13 protein-coding genes are annotated in these 16,771 nt (G+C 43.9%); 12 read left to right on the forward strand and 1 reads right to left on the reverse strand.

Going from position 1 to position 16,771, the window contains the following annotated elements; translation table 11 throughout:
• The first annotated feature begins 102 nt into the window (after positions 1-102).
• On the forward strand, positions 103-1,158 hold the full coding sequence (dinB, locus tag Xsze_RS10920; RefSeq protein WP_038235311.1) for a DNA polymerase IV: 1,056 nt from the start codon (positions 103-105) through the stop codon (positions 1,156-1,158).
• A 72-nt stretch (positions 1,159-1,230) separates the two neighbouring features.
• Here the strand turns inward: dinB and pepD are convergent, their stop codons facing one another.
• The gene (pepD, locus tag Xsze_RS10925; RefSeq protein WP_038235309.1) at positions 1,231-2,691 is read right to left on the reverse strand and encodes a beta-Ala-His dipeptidase; all 1,461 of its coding nucleotides are present in this window, start codon (positions 2,689-2,691) and stop codon (positions 1,231-1,233) included.
• Positions 2,692-2,951: 260 nt separating this feature from the next.
• Between pepD and gpt the strand changes: the two genes are divergently transcribed.
• The 11 genes from gpt to alaS all read left to right on the forward strand — a co-directional run bounded on the left by gpt (position 2,952) and on the right by alaS (position 16,683).
• Positions 2,952-3,413 (forward strand): xanthine phosphoribosyltransferase, encoded by a 462-nt coding sequence (gene gpt, locus Xsze_RS10930; protein WP_038235307.1) that lies wholly within the window; start codon positions 2,952-2,954, stop codon positions 3,411-3,413.
• A gap of 15 nt (positions 3,414-3,428) precedes the next feature.
• Positions 3,429-4,676, forward strand: a complete 1,248-nt coding sequence (frsA, locus tag Xsze_RS10935) for an esterase FrsA (protein ID WP_038235304.1) — start codon at positions 3,429-3,431, stop codon at positions 4,674-4,676.
• A 72-nt stretch (positions 4,677-4,748) separates the two neighbouring features.
• On the forward strand, positions 4,749-5,150 hold the full coding sequence (gene crl, locus Xsze_RS10940; RefSeq protein WP_038235302.1) for a sigma factor-binding protein Crl: 402 nt from the start codon (positions 4,749-4,751) through the stop codon (positions 5,148-5,150).
• Positions 5,151-5,402: 252 nt separating this feature from the next.
• Positions 5,403-6,506 carry a glutamate 5-kinase gene (proB, locus tag Xsze_RS10945; protein ID WP_038235417.1) on the forward strand — a complete coding sequence of 368 codons (1,104 nt, stop codon included), beginning with the start codon at positions 5,403-5,405 and terminating at the stop codon, positions 6,504-6,506.
• A gap of 29 nt (positions 6,507-6,535) precedes the next feature.
• Complete coding sequence (gene proA, locus Xsze_RS10950) at positions 6,536-7,789, forward strand: glutamate-5-semialdehyde dehydrogenase (RefSeq protein ID WP_038235299.1); 1,254 nt, start codon at positions 6,536-6,538, stop codon at positions 7,787-7,789.
• Positions 7,790-7,955: 166 nt separating this feature from the next.
• Positions 7,956-8,480 carry a shikimate kinase AroL gene (gene aroL, locus Xsze_RS10955; RefSeq protein ID WP_038235297.1) on the forward strand — a complete coding sequence of 175 codons (525 nt, stop codon included), beginning with the start codon at positions 7,956-7,958 and terminating at the stop codon, positions 8,478-8,480.
• A gap of 127 nt (positions 8,481-8,607) precedes the next feature.
• Complete coding sequence (aas, locus tag Xsze_RS10960; RefSeq protein ID WP_038235415.1) at positions 8,608-10,755, forward strand: bifunctional acyl-ACP--phospholipid O-acyltransferase/long-chain-fatty-acid--ACP ligase; 2,148 nt, start codon at positions 8,608-8,610, stop codon at positions 10,753-10,755.
• 8 nt (positions 10,756-10,763) lie between these two features.
• Positions 10,764-11,969, forward strand: a complete 1,206-nt coding sequence (gene lplT / locus Xsze_RS10965) for a lysophospholipid transporter LplT (protein WP_038235295.1) — start codon at positions 10,764-10,766, stop codon at positions 11,967-11,969.
• Between the two features lie 25 nt (positions 11,970-11,994).
• A complete protein-coding gene (gene pncC, locus Xsze_RS10970; protein ID WP_038235293.1) occupies positions 11,995-12,513 on the forward strand; it encodes a nicotinamide-nucleotide amidase in 519 nt (172 codons plus the stop codon).
• Positions 12,514-12,599: 86 nt separating this feature from the next.
• Positions 12,600-13,685: a recombinase RecA gene (gene recA / locus Xsze_RS10975; RefSeq protein WP_038235413.1), complete on the forward strand. Its 1,086-nt coding sequence runs from the start codon at positions 12,600-12,602 to the stop codon at positions 13,683-13,685.
• 370 nt (positions 13,686-14,055) lie between these two features.
• Entirely contained in the window at positions 14,056-16,683 is a 2,628-nt protein-coding gene (alaS, locus tag Xsze_RS10980) for an alanine--tRNA ligase (RefSeq protein ID WP_038235411.1), read from the forward strand.
• Positions 16,684-16,771 lie beyond the last annotated feature (88 nt).

The raw sequence follows: 16,771 nt of genomic DNA on the forward strand, positions 1-16,771 counted from the left end.
ATTCGGGGAAATCAGCCCATTGAAATAGCACCAGAGAATTAACTAGAGTTTCATGATCTGTTTCTGTATATTTATACAGTGATTTGGCCTGAAGGAGATCAGATGCGCAAAATTATTCATATTGATATGGACTGTTTCTTTGCTGCCATTGAAATGCGGGATAATCCGTCACTCCGTAATATCCCTATCGCTGTAGGTGGAAGCGCAGATCGGCGGGGGGTGATCAGCACGGCGAATTATCACGCTCGTCGTTTTGGTGTACACAGTGCAATGTCCACAGCAATGGCATTGAAACTGTGTCCGCAACTGAAGGTAATCCAAGGGCAAATGGCACTTTATAAAGAAGTGTCTCAACATATCCGTCATATTTTCTCCCGTTACACTGATCTGATTGAGCCTCTTTCATTGGATGAGGCTTATCTGGATGTCACGGATTGCCGTCATTGCCATGGTTCAGCCACATTAATTGCTCAGGAAATTCGGCAAGTGATTTTTGATGAGTTGCAACTGACTGCATCGGCTGGTGTTGCTCCTATCAGGTTTCTGGCCAAAATCGCATCTGATATCAATAAACCGAATGGTCAATATGTGATTGCTCCTGAAAATGTAGACGCCTTTGTGAAAACGCTGGCACTGCGTAAAATTCCCGGCGTTGGAAAAGTCACGGCTAAGCGCTTGTCGGATATGGGGCTGGAAACCTGCTCGGATGTTCAACATTACGATAAGCTGGCGTTGATAAAGAATCTGGGCAAATTTGGTCTGGTGCTTTGGGAACGCTGTCATGGCATTGATGAACGGCAAATCACACCAGAGCGTTTGCGTAAATCTGTCGGCGTGGAAAAAACGTTAGCACAGGATATTCATGAATGGAGCGACTGCGTAGCATTGATTGAAGAACTTTATCCTGAACTGGAAAAGAGATTAGAAAAGGTAAAACCTGATCTCCGTATTGCCCGTCAGGGGATCAAATTAAAGTTTGATGATTTCCAATTAACGACACAGGAACATGTTCATCCTTTATTGGATAAATCCGATCTGCTCTTAATTGCAAAACAGGCTTGGGAAACGCGTCGGGAAGGGCGGGGAGTCAGATTGGTCGGGTTACACGTCACCTTACAAAGCCCCCAATTGGAACGTCAGCTTTTATTGGAGTGGTAAATTCAAGGCAATGAAGAAAGAGTGGGTCCTCCCCCATACCGGATGGCCGGGGGAGGAGGTTATTGCCGAATGTTATTCATTAACCGGGATCGCTTTCAAAATGGCAGTAAGCAGTTGCCAATACTGACCGACACTCTTAATGTGAACTCTTTCATCAGGTGAATGCGCACCACGGATCGTTGGGCCAATGGATACCATATCCATGTCAGGATACGGTTTTTTGAACAACCCACACTCGAGGCCTGCGTGGATCACCATGATATTGGGTGTCTTATCGAAGAGTTGCTGATAAGTTTCGCGTACTAAATGCATAACTGGTGAGTCAGCATCGGGTTGCCAGCCGGGGTAGCTGCCACTTGCCACAGATTCAGCTCCTGCCAGTCTCGCCAGAGAATGAAGTGTTTCCACAACGTAATCTTTGCCACTTTCAATCAGTGAACGGATCAGGCAAACCACTTCAACTTTCTTGTCATCCATAATGACAACGCCAACGTTCAGAGACGTTTCTACAACGCCTTTAGCGACGTCACTCATACGGATAACACCATTTGGCATGGTATTGAGTATGGATAAGAATCGGGTTTGGCAATCTGCTGTTAATGCTTGTGAAGATGTTTCGATTTCATCTAATAAAAGGATGAGGTTCGCTTCAACAACAGCATATTCATTTTTCAGTATTTCCAGATAGCTATCTTTCAACTGATGCAGTTTTTCTAATTTGTCTGCGGGAATTGCAATGACAGCAGAACCTTCACGCGGAATGGCGTTGCGCAGCGTACCACCTTGCAAGTGAATTAATTTCAGATCCAATTCATTTGCATGTGCAGACAGGAAGCGAGCCAATAATTTGTTGGCGTTACCCAGTCCCAGATGAATATCACCGCCAGAATGCCCGCCTTTTAATCCCTTGAGGGTGAGTTGCAGAGTTTTGTAGCCAGTAGGTAAAACTTCACGGGATAGTTGCAACGTTGTAATAAAATCAATGCCGCCTGCGCAGCCCATGTAGATTTCGCCTTCTTCTTCTGAATCGGTATTGATCAGAATATCGGCTTGTAACCAGCCAGATTTCAGGCCAAATGCGCCATCCATTCCGGCTTCTTCAGTCATGGTCAACAAAACCTCTAATGGACCATGTTTGACAGATTCATCTGCCAGTACTGCCAGAGCAGAAGCCATCCCGATACCGTTGTCAGAACCCAGGGTTGTGCCGTCAGCTGTCACCCAGTCACCGTCAATGTAAGGACGGATAGGATCTTTGGTGAAATCATGTTGGGTATCATTGTTTTTCTGGGGAACCATATCAAGATGGGCTTGAAGTACGACTGCCTTGCGGTTTTCCAGGCCTTTTGTCGCGGGTTTTCTGATCAGGATATTGCCGATTTCATCTCGCTCTACATGAAATTCCTTGTCTTGGACCCATTTAATGATGTGGGATGCCAATGCTTCTTCATGATAAGACGGATGGGGGATAGAACAAATTTGGGCAAAAATATCCCATAGTGGTTGAGGGGATAATGTTGATAATTCGGACACAGCGAATCTCCTGTAACGACATCGGGGTGAGATGAAAAACGGTAATGTTTGATACATTGGGAAACTTTTCACTGTGTTGTTGTCCCAATGTCTATGTCACGTGTGAGAATACCATTTTATTACCCACAATGCGCCGTCAGAATGAGGGGTTACCTTGTTTTTGCTGGTTTTTGTCCGTTCAAATCACTATAATCTCGCGCAACCTTTTTTCCGCAAAAATCACTTTTCTGAAATATTCTTAGTTTCCAGGATCAAATTTTATGAGTGAAAAATATATTGTAACGTGGGATATGTTGCAAATACATGCCCGTAAATTGGCACAACGTTTACTTCCTGTAGAACAGTGGAAAGGCATTATTGCTGTTAGCCGTGGTGGCCTTGTGCCAGGAGCCTTGTTGGCACGTGAATTAGGTATTCGCCATGTTGATACAGTGTGTATTTCCAGCTATGACCATGATAATCAACGTGAACTGACTGTATTAAAGAAAGCAGAAGGTGACGGTGAAGGATTTATCGTTGTTGATGATTTGGTTGATAGCGGTGGCACTGCGAAAGCAATTCGCCAATTGTATCCTAAAGCCCATTTTGTAACGATTTTTGCAAAGCCTGCCGGTCGCCCTCTTGTGGATGATTATGTTATCGATATTCCCCAAAACACGTGGATTGAGCAACCGTGGGATATGGGTGTTATGTTCGTGCCGCCTATTTGTGATAAACAGTAAGATTTTTCTTTTGTCATGACTAAACAAAACCTTTCAGAATCGTTGTTTAAACCCCGGTTTAAACATCGGGAAACCTCTACACTGGTAAAATTTACCCGCCCACAGTCTGTAACTGCCAGTGATAGTATGCTTGGTGGGAAGCGCCGCGAGCATTGGTATCGGATGATTAATTGGCTCGCTTGGATCTGGAGGGGAATCGGTCCGCTGGAAATCCAGGATGTTCTCAGCCGGATTGCTGTAACAGATGCCGAGCGCAGTACTGACCATTTGTTGGATACTGTGATCGGCTATCGTAAAGGTAATTGGGCATTTGAGTGGTCACAACTTGCCATGCACTGGCAGCAAGAAGCATTGCGTGCTGAAGAGTCAGGACAAGCCGGCACATATTGGTTAAAAGCTTCAACGCTGTATAGCATTGCAGCATATCCTCATTTGCGTGGTGATGAACTGGCTGATCAGGCGATGGCCTTAGCCAATAAAGCGTATGAAAATGCAGCCCGTTTCTCCGATTATGAAGTGAAAAAATGGGAATTTCAGTTGGAAGAAGGCAAAAGTGCAACCGGATTATTGCATATTCCCTCTCATGTTCAGGGGCCTTTTCCCACGATTTTAGTTTGTACCAGCCTTGATAATGTGCAGAGTGATTATTGGCGGCTATTCCGCGATCATCTTTCTCCTCTTGGTTTTGCTATGTTGACGGTGGATATGCCTTCTGTCGGGTATTCTGCCAAGTTGACATTAACGCAGGATACTTGTGCACTTCATCAACAAGTTTTACAGCAGTTGGATCGTGTGCCGTGGATTGATCACACACGCATAGGCGTATTTGGTTTCCGTTTCGGGGCCAACATTGCTGTTCGTCTGGCTTATCTGGAACCCAAGCTCATCAAAGGGATAGCGGTGGTAGGCCCGATTGTGCATGAATTATTGCATGACGAAAAATTACAGCAGAAAATTCCGTCAATGTACTTTGATGTACTCGCTAACCGTCTGGGTATTTACCACGTGGATGAAAAACGGTTACGTTCAGAACTGAATTGCTATTCATTGAAAAAACAAGGGTTGCTGGGGCGTCGTTGTTCTGTGCCTATGTTTTCTGTGTATTGGGAAGACGATATTTTCAGCCCGAGAAAAGACTCTAAATTGATAGCCATGTCATCAATGGACGGCACATTGCGGGCAATTCCTGCTACATCAACTTATAGTGGTTTCACTAAGGCTTTACACGAAATAAGTGTATGGTTGAAAGATAAAGTTATCTAAAATAAAATTTATTACTTGATATTTTTTAATCATTTGATACAAAGGTATTCTATCTATTAAGGAGACCTTTGTATGGCTTTACCCGCAAGTTATTCTAAAAATAAGTTGTTAAAGCGTTTTTCTGCACTTGGGCCGTATGTGCGTGAATTAAAATGCGAAAATGGTTATTTTTTCTTTGACTGTCTGGCGGTTTGTGTCAATGCGAAAGTCGCACCAGAAAAACGGGAGTTTTGGGGATGGTGGTTAGAGTTGGAAGAAAAAGGGAACGAGTTTGTTTATAAATATCAAATTGGCTTATTTGATAAACACGGTGAATGGCGTGTTATGAATATTAAGAAAGCATCTGATCTTGAACATCTCGAATCAACCTTGCAGGCATTTCACAAACGCTTGAATGACTCTTTTAATACTCTGAAATTGACATTAACCCCTTCCGAAAACACGATTGCTTTTCAAACCCCGGTTGGGGCGTAGATTTTACCCTTAACCTGCTTTTTATAAATTTTGCGTTATGTCTGTTGGCATAACGCTTCTCTCCTGTTAAAACTGAATATCATTTTTTTAAGCGTTTTTTATCAAGACAATTTTTTCAAATTTTAATCACTATAACCTTTTGATCACTATCAGTTTGTTAATTAATAACAACTTGTTAATAATTATCAATGTTTAATAACTATCAATGTTTAATAACTATCAATGTTTAATAACTATAATGGTAAAAATATGATGAATGGCAGCCAGACATTGGTTGTGAAACTGGGGACGAGTGTATTGACTGGTGGCTCTCGTCGCCTGAACCGGGCCCGAATTGTTGAATTGGTCAGACAATGTGCTCAACAGCATGAAAAAGGCCACCGCATTATTATTGTGACTTCCGGAGCAATTGCAGCCGGGCGTGAACATCTGGGCTATCCTGATCTTCCCGCGACGATAGCATCAAAACAATTGTTGGCCGCGGTTGGACAAAGCCGGTTGATCCAATTGTGGGAACAATTATTTTCTATTTATGGCATCCATGTCGGACAAATGTTGTTAACTCGGGCCGATCTGGAAGATCGTGAGCGTTTTTTAAATGCAAGGGATACACTTCAGGCTTTGCTTGATAATCATATCGTTCCCATCATTAATGAAAATGATGCTGTTGCGACAGCAGAAATTAAGGTTGGTGACAATGATAATCTCTCTGCGCTTGCCGCCATTTTAGGCAGTGCGGATAAATTATTGCTCCTGACGGATATAGAAGGGCTTTATACTGCCGATCCTCGCAATAATTCGGATGCAGAATTGATCTCTGAAGTTTATGACATCAGTGATGAACTGAAAATGATGGCCGGAGACAGTGTTTCAGGCTTGGGTACCGGAGGAATGGCGACAAAACTTCAGGCCGCGGGCGTAGCCGGACGCGCAGGAATTGATGTTATTATCGCGGCAGGCGATAAACCCAATGTCATTGCTGATGTGATTGATGGAAAATCGGTTGGAACGCGTTTTCATGGTTTGGTCAACCCGATGGAAAATCGTAAGCGTTGGATCTTCGGGGCACCGCCGGCAGGTGAAGTTATTATTGACCAAGGGGCGGAAACCGCAATTTTGGAAAAAGGGAGTTCGTTGTTGCCAAAAGGAATTAAAGACGTTTCAGGCGATTTTTCTCGTGGTGAAGTTATCCGTATTCGCGGCTTATCCGGTAAAGATCTGGCTCATGGCGTTTGCCGTTATAACAGCGATGCCTTACGTTTGATTGCCGGCCATCATTCTCAACAAATTAACCAGATATTGGGTTATGAATATGGTGCGGTTGCGGTTCACCGTGACGACTTGGTCGTAAGCTAATTAATTGATCGTGAATTAAGGATTTCACCATGCTGGAGCAGATGGGAAAAGCAGCCAAAGCAGCATCATGGCAGTTGGCGCAATTAAGTACTAATCAAAAAAATCAGGCGTTGCATCATATTGCTGATTTATTAGAAGCTGAAATAGAAATAATTCTTGCTGCCAATCAGCAAGATATGAATCAAGCCCGCGAGAACGGAATGAGTGAGGCTTTGCTCGATCGGTTATTGCTGACGCCTGAGCGATTAAATGCAATAGCCAATGATGTGCGTCAGGTCTGTCGGCTGGCTGATCCTGTCGGGCAAGTTATGGATGGGCAATGGTTGGATAGCGGGTTGCAGTTGAGCCGGCGCCGGGTACCTTTGGGGGTCGTTGGCGTGATTTATGAAGCTCGGCCCAATGTGACGATCGATGTTGCCTCCTTGTGCCTGAAAACCGGTAATGCAGTTATATTGCGTGGTGGTAAAGAAACTCATCATACCAATCAAGCAATGGTGAAGGTCATTCAGCAGGCGCTGGAACAAAATGGATTACCCGCGGCGGCAGTTCAGGCGATAAATAAACCCGATCGCGAATTAGTTTCAGAACTGCTGAAAATGGATCGTTATGTCGATATGCTGATCCCTCGGGGTGGGGCCGGATTACATAAACTTTGCCGTGAACAATCTACGATCCCAGTCATTACTGGAGGCATTGGTGTTTGTCACACATTCGTGGATCAAGACGTCAATATTGAAAAAGCACTGGAAATTATTACCAATGCGAAGGTTCAACGTCCGAGCGCCTGTAACTCGTTGGAAACTTTATTGGTACATGAAAAGATTGCCTCTGTTTTCCTGCCGGTTTTAAGTCATAAAATGAAAGAGCAGGGCGTGACACTGCATGCCGGTGCTGCCGCAATGGCGCTATTGAAAGAAGGGCCGGCAACCGTTGTTGAAGTGGCTGAAGAAGACTATTGCGATGAATGGTTATCACTGGATATGAATGTTGAAATTGTCAGTGATATTGCTCATGCCATTGATCATATTCGTACATATGGCACTGCGCATTCTGATGCGATCCTGACAGAATCTTTGCAGCAGGCAGATTGCTTTGTCCGTCAGGTGGATTCTGCTGCTGTTTATGTAAATGCAAGTACTCGCTTTACTGATGGAGGTCAGTTTGGCTTGGGCGCTGAAGTGGCTGTCAGTACTCAAAAATTACATTCAAGAGGCCCGATGGGGCTTGATGCACTGACCACGTACAAATGGGTTGGTTATGGCGACTATCTACCTCGTTGCTAATCATATTCTGTTTTGGCACACACTCATTTGACAATGCGAGTCACACTTAACATTAAGTGTGACTTTTTGTTGAATGAAAAATACTTTTTTACACTAGTGTAAATATTTAGTTACTATACTTTGTGTTTAATCTTAAATTTTATATCCCCTTCAGGAAAACAACGAAATGAAACAGACTGTATTTATTGTAGGTGCGCGTGGGGCAGGGAAGACGACAATAGGTAGGTTGTTGGCTGAAGCATTATCGTATCAATTTTTTGACACTGATGAGAGTATCCAAATTTCCAGCAAAATGACGATTGCCCAGATGGTTGAAAAACATGACTGGCAATACTTTAGGAACTTTGAAAGCCAGATACTTGAAGAGGTGAGCCAGAATGAATGTGTTATTTCTACTGGCGGAGGAATTGTGTTGTCACCGAGAAATCGCAGCCATCTGAAACAGAATGGTATTGTGATTTATTTGCAGGCACCCGCAAAAACCTTAATTGAGCGGCTATCCCTTAATCCCGAGGATGAACAACGCCCCAGCCTGACAGGAAAATCCATTACCGAAGAAATTGAAGGAATATTGACGGAGAGAGAGCCATTATACAATCAATGTGCTGATTTCACCGTTGATGCCAGTTTGTCAGTGGAAAATATTGTACTAAGTATACAGTCTTATATTTTAAATCAGGAAAACAAGTAAATTTGATATATTAAGGTGTTAAAGGTTTATTTTTTATTAAGGCGGGGAAATTTTATATACAGATTGCTTATACAATTTATAGTATGACTCTACTTTTTCACTGATTAATTATATTTACTATATGGATATGCTCTTAAATTTTATTCGGTTACTTATTCGTATTTGCTTTAGGGTGACTATAGAAGGTGATAAGCAGCATTTAAAACATTCTAAATGTATCATCACTCCCAACCACATCTCGTTTCTGGATGGCCTTTTGATAGGATTGTTCCTGCCAGTAAAACCCGTGTTTGCTATTTATACCAATATTGCTAACCGTGTTTTTTTCAGGTTCATCAAATACTATGCAGATATTGTACTTCTGGACCCTACGAATCCAATGGCTGTCAGGACGTTAGTCAAGGAAGTGGACAAAGGGCGCCCGATAGTGATTTTCCCTGAAGGGCGTATCACGGTGACAGGCTCCCTCATGAAAATTTATGATGGTGCGGCATTCATTGCCGCTAAATCGGGAGCGAAAGTCGTACCAATCCGCATTGATGGTGCAGAGCAAACCATTTTCGGGCGATTGAAAGGGGTGATGAAACTCCATTGGTTTCCCAAAATTACCATCAAAATATTACCCGCCGTCGATTTACCCATGCCGGAAGCACCTGATTCAGCAACATGTCGTCGTTTAGCAGGAGAACATCTTCATGACATCATGAAGAATGTGAGAATGCAAACCCGGCCAAAAGAAACGCTGTTCAGCGCTTATCTCTCTGCGCAAAAGCGTTTTGGCCGTTTCAAACCTTGCATTGAAGATGTGGGTTTCAAAGAAGATAGTTATCATTCATTGTTGAAAAAAATATTGGGTATCAGCCGGATATTGGAGCGCTTTACAGAAGAAGGAGAACGGTTTGGTTTGCTGTTGCCAAATTCAACGGCAATAGCAGCTGCGATATATGGTGCTTCATTGAAGGGGCGTGTGCCTGCTTTATTGAACTATACGGCAGGCAGCCAAAGCATTAAGAATGCCATGCAGGCAGCGTCGCTCAAAACCATCGTGACATCCCGTCAGTTTTTGGAAAAAGGAAAATTAACGCATCTGCCGGAGCAAATAACAGAAGCCAACTGGGTATATCTGGAAGATGTGAAAGATACAATGAGTCGGGAAGATAAACTTTGGATCTTCTGGCATCTGCTTTTCCCTTCCAAGGCGATGATTGCTTCACAGAAACCGGATGATGATGCCTTGATTTTATTTACATCAGGTTCAGAAGGTACACCGAAAGGGGTTGTCCATAGCCATGCAAGTTTGTTAGCGAATGTTGAGCAGATAAAAACGGTTGCCGACTTTACTCCACTTGACCGCTTTATGTCTTCTTTGCCACTGTTCCATGCTTTTGGTTTGACGGTAGGACTATTCACGCCATTAATGACAGGAAGCCGTGTATTCCTTTATCCGAGTCCGTTGCATTATCGGGTCGTACCTGAGTTGGTGTATGACTGCAATTGTACCGTTTTGTTCGGAACATCGACTTTTCTGGGAAATTATGCCCAGTTTGCCCACCCTTATGATTTTGCCCGTTTGCGCTATGTGGTAGCGGGTGCAGAAAAATTGTCAGAAAGTACCAGAAACATTTGGCAGGATAAATTTGGTATCCGTATCTTAGAAGGTTATGGCGTGACTGAGTGTGCCCCTGTTGTGGCAATCAACGTTCCCATGGCTGCCAAATCAGGAACTGTCGGGCGGATTTTACCGGGTATAGAAGCTCGTTTGTTGCCTGTTCAGGGAATTGAAAATGGGGGACGTCTGCAATTACGCGGGCCGAATGTCATGAAAGGGTATCTGCGCGTTGAATCGCCTGATCAGCTCGAACCTCCCTCGGCTGAGGATGAAAAAGGGAATAATCAGATTGGTTGGTATGATACCGGCGATATTGTTTCCATTGACGAAGACGGCTTTTGCACAATTAAAGGGCGCGCGAAGCGTTTTGCTAAGCTTGCAGGGGAAATGATTTCACTTGAAGCTGTAGAGCAAATTGCTTCACGTCTTTCTATTGATGCACTGCATGCAGCCACTGCTAAAAGTGACCGAATCAAAGATGAAGCATTAGTGCTGTTTACGACAGATACTAACTTGAATAGAAATGCGATGCTGGGAATGGCGCGTGAAATAGGAATGACGGAGTTAGCCATTCCACGTGATATTCGTTATGTGAAGCAATTGCCTTTGCTTGGAAGTGGTAAACTGGATTTTGTCGCATTGAGAAAAATGGCTGAGCAGGAGTAAAGGAAACAATGAATCATACAACGGAGGCACAGCCATTATTAAATAGGGGAATGAAGGCTGTATTGTTGTCACAGTTTCTCTCTGCTTTTGCTGACAATGCGTTGTTTTTTGCCATATTGGCCCAGTTGAAAGTTGAGGCTTACCCTGACTGGAGTCAGCCGTTTCTGCAAATAGTTTTCGTGCTGACTTACATTGTTCTTGCCCCTTTTGTGGGGCAATTTGCCGATCGGTTCTCAAAAGGGCGTGTCATGCTCTTTTCCAATGGCATCAAATTACTCGGTGCCATCAGCATTTGTGTCGATATGAATCCGTTTCTGGGATATCTCTTAGTCGGGATTGGGGCAGCGGCTTATTCTCCCGCGAAATACGGTATCTTGGGAGAACTGACAGATGGCAGGCGTTTGGTCAAGGCTAATGGCATGATGGAAGCATCAACGATTGCAGCCATTCTGGTAGGCTCAATTACTGGCGGCTTCCTCTCTGATGTGAGTTTGATTTTGGCATTAGGGCTTTGCGCCTTGTCATATTGGGCGGCAGTTGTCATCAATTTCTATATCCCTCGTTTAGTGCCTGCGTATCAGGCGGGATGGGAAAAAAGTTGGGCTCCCCAAAAAATGCTGGTGGATTTTGTGGCTGTTTGCGTTTCACTTTGGCGTAATCAGGAAACCCGGTTTTCACTGGTAGGCACGAGCCTGTTCTGGGGTGCGGGTATAACACTGCGCTTTTTGTTGATTGCTTGGGTTCCCGTTGTATTTGGGATCGATGGAAATACAATACCAACATTGATGAATGGGGTCGTTGCTGTCGGGATTATTGTTGGAGCCGCTCTGGCAGCTCGTTTGATCACATTGAAAACGGTCCGTCGCTGTATGCCTGCCGGTATCTTAATCGGCATTATGGTAATTCTGTTTGTGGCTCAGCAATCAATGTGGCTTTCTTATTTCATACTGATTGTACTCGGCATATTTGGTGGTTTTTTTGTCGTTCCGTTGAATGCATTATTGCAGGAATATGGCAAGCAAACGATAGGGGCGGGTAAAGCGGTTGCCGTGCAGAACCTAGGTGAAAACAGTGCCATGCTGGTGATGCTGGGGCTGTATTCGCTTTCCATGGCTCTGGGGGCATCAGCCATTGCCGTTGGTGTTGGTTTTGGTATCTTACTCTCTTTGGCGATAGGCGGATTATGGATTTGGGATCTGCTTCGGAAAAATTAACTTCTTATAGAATTAAAGGCCTGCTATGGATGAAAAAATCCTGAATCAGCTTAGTATTGAACTAGGGAAGAGATTAAAACAGGAAAAATTATCTGTGACCTGTGCAGAATCCTGCACAGGAGGCTGGATTGCCAAAGTGATCACAGATATTGCGGGAAGTTCGGCCTATTTTAATCGCGGTTTCGTGACATACAGTAATGATGCTAAACATGAAATGCTGGGTGTTTCATTGGCATCATTGGCACAATTTGGTGCAGTAAGCGAACAGATTGTAAAAGAGATGGCGGAAGGGGCATTAAAAGTGGCCAATGCAGATTTTTCTGTTGCTGTCAGCGGGGTTGCAGGCCCTGAGGGAGGCAGTGAAGAAAAACCAGTCGGTACGGTTTGTTTTGGGTTTGCATTCCGGGTTGATGGCGACATAGCATCTGTAACCTATCGCCGCTATTTTCCCGGAGAACGAGATACCGTGCGTCTGCATGCCGTCATTTTTGCTTTAGAAACACTGTTGGAAGAAATCGTGAAAAATTCACTTGATGCTGTATGATTATACAGTATAATCATACAGCACTTAGTATCATAAAAGCTTATCAGCAGTGGGGCAGCCCCTTCATTGCTTGCGAAGGAGTAAACATGGCTAACAACAACAACGATGAAAACAAACAAAAAGCGCTAGCAGCTGCGCTGGGCCAAATTGAGAAACAATTTGGTAAAGGTTCCATCATGCGCTTGGGTGAAAACCGCTCAATGGATGTTGAAACCATCTCTACCGGTTCCCTGTCACTGGATATTGCATTGGGTGCAGGTGGTTTACCAATGGGCCGTATCGTTGAAATATACGGGCCAGAGTCTTCCGGTAAAACAACGTTGACTCTGCAAGTCATTGCTGCTGCCCAACGTGAAGGCAGAACGTGTGCTTTTATTGATGCTGAGCATGCTCTTGATCCGATTTACGCCAAGAAACTGGGTGTAGATATTGACAACCTGTTGTGTTCCCAGCCTGATACGGGTGAGCAAGCTTTAGAAATCTGTGATGCATTATCTCGCTCTGGTGCCGTTGATGTTATTATCGTTGACTCAGTAGCGGCATTGACGCCAAAAGCAGAAATTGAAGGTGATATCGGTGATTCTCATATGGGCTTGGCAGCACGTATGATGAGTCAGGCGATGCGCAAGCTGGCCGGTAATTTGAAAAACTCAAATACCTTGTTGATTTTCATCAACCAGATCCGAATGAAAATTGGTGTCATGTTTGGTAACCCTGAAACGACGACCGGGGGAAATGCACTGAAGTTCTATGCATCTGTTCGCTTGGATATCCGCCGCACTGGTTCTGTGAAGAATGGTGATGAAGTGGTTGGTAGCGAAACTCGCGTAAAAGTTGTCAAAAACAAGGTTGCCGCGCCATTTAAACAGGCTGAGTTCCAAATTCTTTATGGTGAAGGAATTAATACACTTGGCGAGCTGATTGATCTCGGTGTTAAACACAAAATGGTAGAAAAAGCGGGCGCATGGTACAGCTACAACGGCGATAAAATCGGGCAGGGTAAAGCGAATGCGACTATCTACCTGAAAGAGCACCCAGAAATTGCAAGTGAACTGGATAAGAAACTGCGTGAATTGTTGCTGAACAATGCGGGAGATTTCAGCAGTGCAGCATCTGATTATGTAACCGAATATGAAGATAACGGAGAAGAGGTCAATAACGAAGAGTTCTAATTGCTCTTGTTATTTTTGCTACTTTCTCTGTTGTAATACATATTCTGTTATAAGACATATTTTGTTGCGATATATAGTGACAGCCTGCTTTTCCAGAAACCACACCTATATCGGGTGTGGTTTTTGTTTTTTATGGGGAATATGCATCTTTGAAATAGGTGTATTGAAACTGGCTTAACGAACAGACTTTCAGAAAATTCCCAGACGAATTACAATGCTGGAAAGCGAATGGATTTATATGGGATTTTACTTCTTATGGAAGACTCTCTATCTTAACCCTACTTTAATTTATTCGTGAGTTGAAATGGTGGTGTATATATCATTTCAACCATTCATGAATCTGTTTTTTCAGCTTGATTTCGGGACAATTATGAGCAAAAGCACCGCTGAGATCCGTCAAGCGTTTCTTGACTTTTTTCATACTAAAGGGCACCAGATAGTACCAAGCAGTTCGTTGGTGCCAACCAATGATCCAACATTGTTGTTCACCAACGCAGGGATGAACCAGTTCAAAGATGTCTTTTTAGGATTGGATAAGAGACCTTATTCTAGAGCAACAACGGCTCAGCGCTGTGTTCGTGCTGGCGGTAAGCATAACGATTTAGAAAATGTGGGCTATACAGCCCGTCACCACACTTTCTTCGAAATGTTGGGTAACTTTAGCTTTGGCGATTATTTCAAACAAGATGCTATCAAATATGCATGGGAATTATTGACCGGCGAAAAGTGGTTTAACCTGCCAAAAGAAAAATTGTGGGTGACTGTCTATAAGACAGATGATGAAGCCTATGATATCTGGCTTAACGAAGTCGGTGTTCCAGCAGAAAGAATTATTCGCATAGGTGATAAAGGGGATAAGCCTTATAACTCTGATAATTTCTGGCAAATGGGTGATACCGGGCCATGTGGTCCTTGTACAGAAATTTTCTATGACCATGGTGAGCATATCTGGGGAGGGCCTCCTGGCAGCCCGGATGAAGACGGTGACAGATATATTGAAATCTGGAATATCGTATTCATGCAGTTTAATCGCCATGCTGATGGCACAATGGAACCTCTGCCAAAACCTTCTGTCGATACAGGAATGGGGCTAGAGCGTGTCAGTGCAGTATTGCAGCATGTTAATTCCAACTATGAAATTGACTTATTCCAAAATCTGATTGCTGAAGTTGCCAAAGTAACCGGGGCAGAAGATCTCACCAATAAATCATTGCGTGTTGTTGCGGACCATATTCGCGCATGCTCATTCTTGATTTGTGACGGCGTCATTCCATCTAATGAGAACCGTGGATATGTTCTTCGCCGTATCATCCGTCGTGCAGTTCGTCACGGTAATATGTTGGGTGCGAAAGAAACCTTCTTTTATAAGTTGGTTGCCCCACTGATCAAAATCATGGACGCCGCGGGCGAAGAACTGAAGCAACAGCAATCCTTAGTTGAACAGGTGTTGAAAACTGAAGAAGAACAGTTTGCTCGTACTTTGGAGCGCGGCTTACAGTTGCTGGATGAAGAGCTGGCGAAATTATCTGGTGATACGCTGGATGGTGAAATCGCTTTCCGCCTGTACGATACTTATGGTTTCCCTGTTGACTTGACTGCCGATGTTTGCCGTGAGCGTAACATCAAAGTTGATGAATCCGGCTTTGATGCAGCGATGGAAAACCAGCGGCGTCGTGCTCGTGAATCCAGTGGTTTTGGCACGGATTACAATGAGCTGATCAAAGTTGACGGGCGTAGTGATTTCTGTGGCTATAAAGAAAATTCACAGCAGGCAGTGATTACGGCTATTTTCCGTAACGGTGAAGCCGTAGAGCAAATTCACGCAGGTGAAGAGGCGCTCGTTATTCTTGATAAAACGGCTTTCTATGCTGAATCTGGTGGTCAGGTCGGTGATACGGGCAAGTTGTTGAACGATAGTGGTGTATTTGAAGTCACTGATACCCAAAAATACTCTCAAGCAATTGGACATATTGGCAAACTGATCAGTGGCAGCCTGCGTATCAGCCATTCAGTTAATGCTGAAATTGATGTGGCTCGCAGAGATGCAATACGTTTGAATCACTCTGCAACCCATTTACTGCATGCGGCATTGCGTCAAATCCTGGGAGAGCATGTTGCTCAAAAGGGATCTTTGGTCAATGATAAATATCTGCGCTTTGACTTTTCTCACTTTGAGGCAATGAAGCCAGAACAGCTTCGTCAGGTAGAAAATTTGGTGAATGAAGAAATTCGCAAGAATTCACCTGTTGTTACAGAGTTAATGGAGCTGGAAGAAGCGAAAGCTAAAGGTGCCATGGCATTGTTTGGCGAAAAATATGACGAAAAAGTGCGTGTGCTGAGTATGGGCGATTTTTCTGCCGAACTATGTGGTGGAACGCATGCAAGCCGCACTGGTGATATTGGGTTGTTCCGTATATCCAATGAATCAGGTACAGCAGCAGGAATTCGCCGTATCGAAGGCATTACAGGGCAAACTGCGTTGGATTCTGTCTATCAACAGGCTGATTTATTGCAAGATATCGCTTATATGGTGAAAGGGGATATCAGTGGCCTGAATGAGAAAGTGAAAACGGCACTGGACAAAACGAAGCAATTGGAAAAAGAGTTGCAACAGTTGAAATCTCAGCAGGCAGCTCAGGAAAGCTCTTCTTTGGCTAATCAAGCCAAAGAGATCCAAGGCATCCGTTTACTGGTGACACAATTAGGTGATACAGATCCTAAAATACTCAGAACAATGGTTGATGACCTGAAAAACCAATTGGGTTCAGCAATTATTGTGCTTTCTACAGTGAGTGGTGATAAAGTCAGCCTAATTGTTGGTGTAACAAAGGATTTGACTGCTAGAATAAAAGCTGGCGATTTAATCTCTTTTGTTGCCCAACAAGTTGGAGGTAAAGGAGGAGGTCGTCCTGATCTGGCTCAGGCCGGAGGGACGAATGCAGCAGCTCTTCCTTCTGCATTAACTAGTGTAGAAGAATGGGTAACATTGCGGTTATAGTTGGTACTACCGTGACAGCAGCGGCATCATAGGAACGTTTTTTTATGATGCCGAGTGTTTTTTATTGTGGAATTGTTGAAATGTTGGG

Origin of the sequence: Xenorhabdus szentirmaii DSM 16338, assembly GCF_002632585.1 — a bacterium.
GTDB lineage: Bacteria > Pseudomonadota > Gammaproteobacteria > Enterobacterales > Enterobacteriaceae > Xenorhabdus > Xenorhabdus szentirmaii.

Bases quoted from the DNA above. Each gene is read 5' to 3' on its own strand.
- dinB (WP_038235311.1), top strand. From the start codon at position 103: ATGCGCAAAATTATTCATATTGATATGGACTGTTTCTTTGCTGCCATT.
- gpt (WP_038235307.1), top strand. From the start codon at position 2,952: ATGAGTGAAAAATATATTGTAACGTGGGATATGTTGCAAATACATGCC.
- frsA (WP_038235304.1), top strand. From the start codon at position 3,429: ATGACTAAACAAAACCTTTCAGAATCGTTGTTTAAACCCCGGTTTAAA.
- crl (WP_038235302.1), top strand. From the start codon at position 4,749: ATGGCTTTACCCGCAAGTTATTCTAAAAATAAGTTGTTAAAGCGTTTT.
- proB (WP_038235417.1), top strand. From the start codon at position 5,403: ATGAATGGCAGCCAGACATTGGTTGTGAAACTGGGGACGAGTGTATTG.
- proA (WP_038235299.1), top strand. From the start codon at position 6,536: ATGCTGGAGCAGATGGGAAAAGCAGCCAAAGCAGCATCATGGCAGTTG.
- aroL (WP_038235297.1), top strand. From the start codon at position 7,956: ATGAAACAGACTGTATTTATTGTAGGTGCGCGTGGGGCAGGGAAGACG.
- aas (WP_038235415.1), top strand. From the start codon at position 8,608: ATGCTCTTAAATTTTATTCGGTTACTTATTCGTATTTGCTTTAGGGTG.
- lplT (WP_038235295.1), top strand. From the start codon at position 10,764: ATGAATCATACAACGGAGGCACAGCCATTATTAAATAGGGGAATGAAG.
- pncC (WP_038235293.1), top strand. From the start codon at position 11,995: ATGGATGAAAAAATCCTGAATCAGCTTAGTATTGAACTAGGGAAGAGA.
- recA (WP_038235413.1), top strand. From the start codon at position 12,600: ATGGCTAACAACAACAACGATGAAAACAAACAAAAAGCGCTAGCAGCT.
- alaS (WP_038235411.1), top strand. From the start codon at position 14,056: ATGAGCAAAAGCACCGCTGAGATCCGTCAAGCGTTTCTTGACTTTTTT.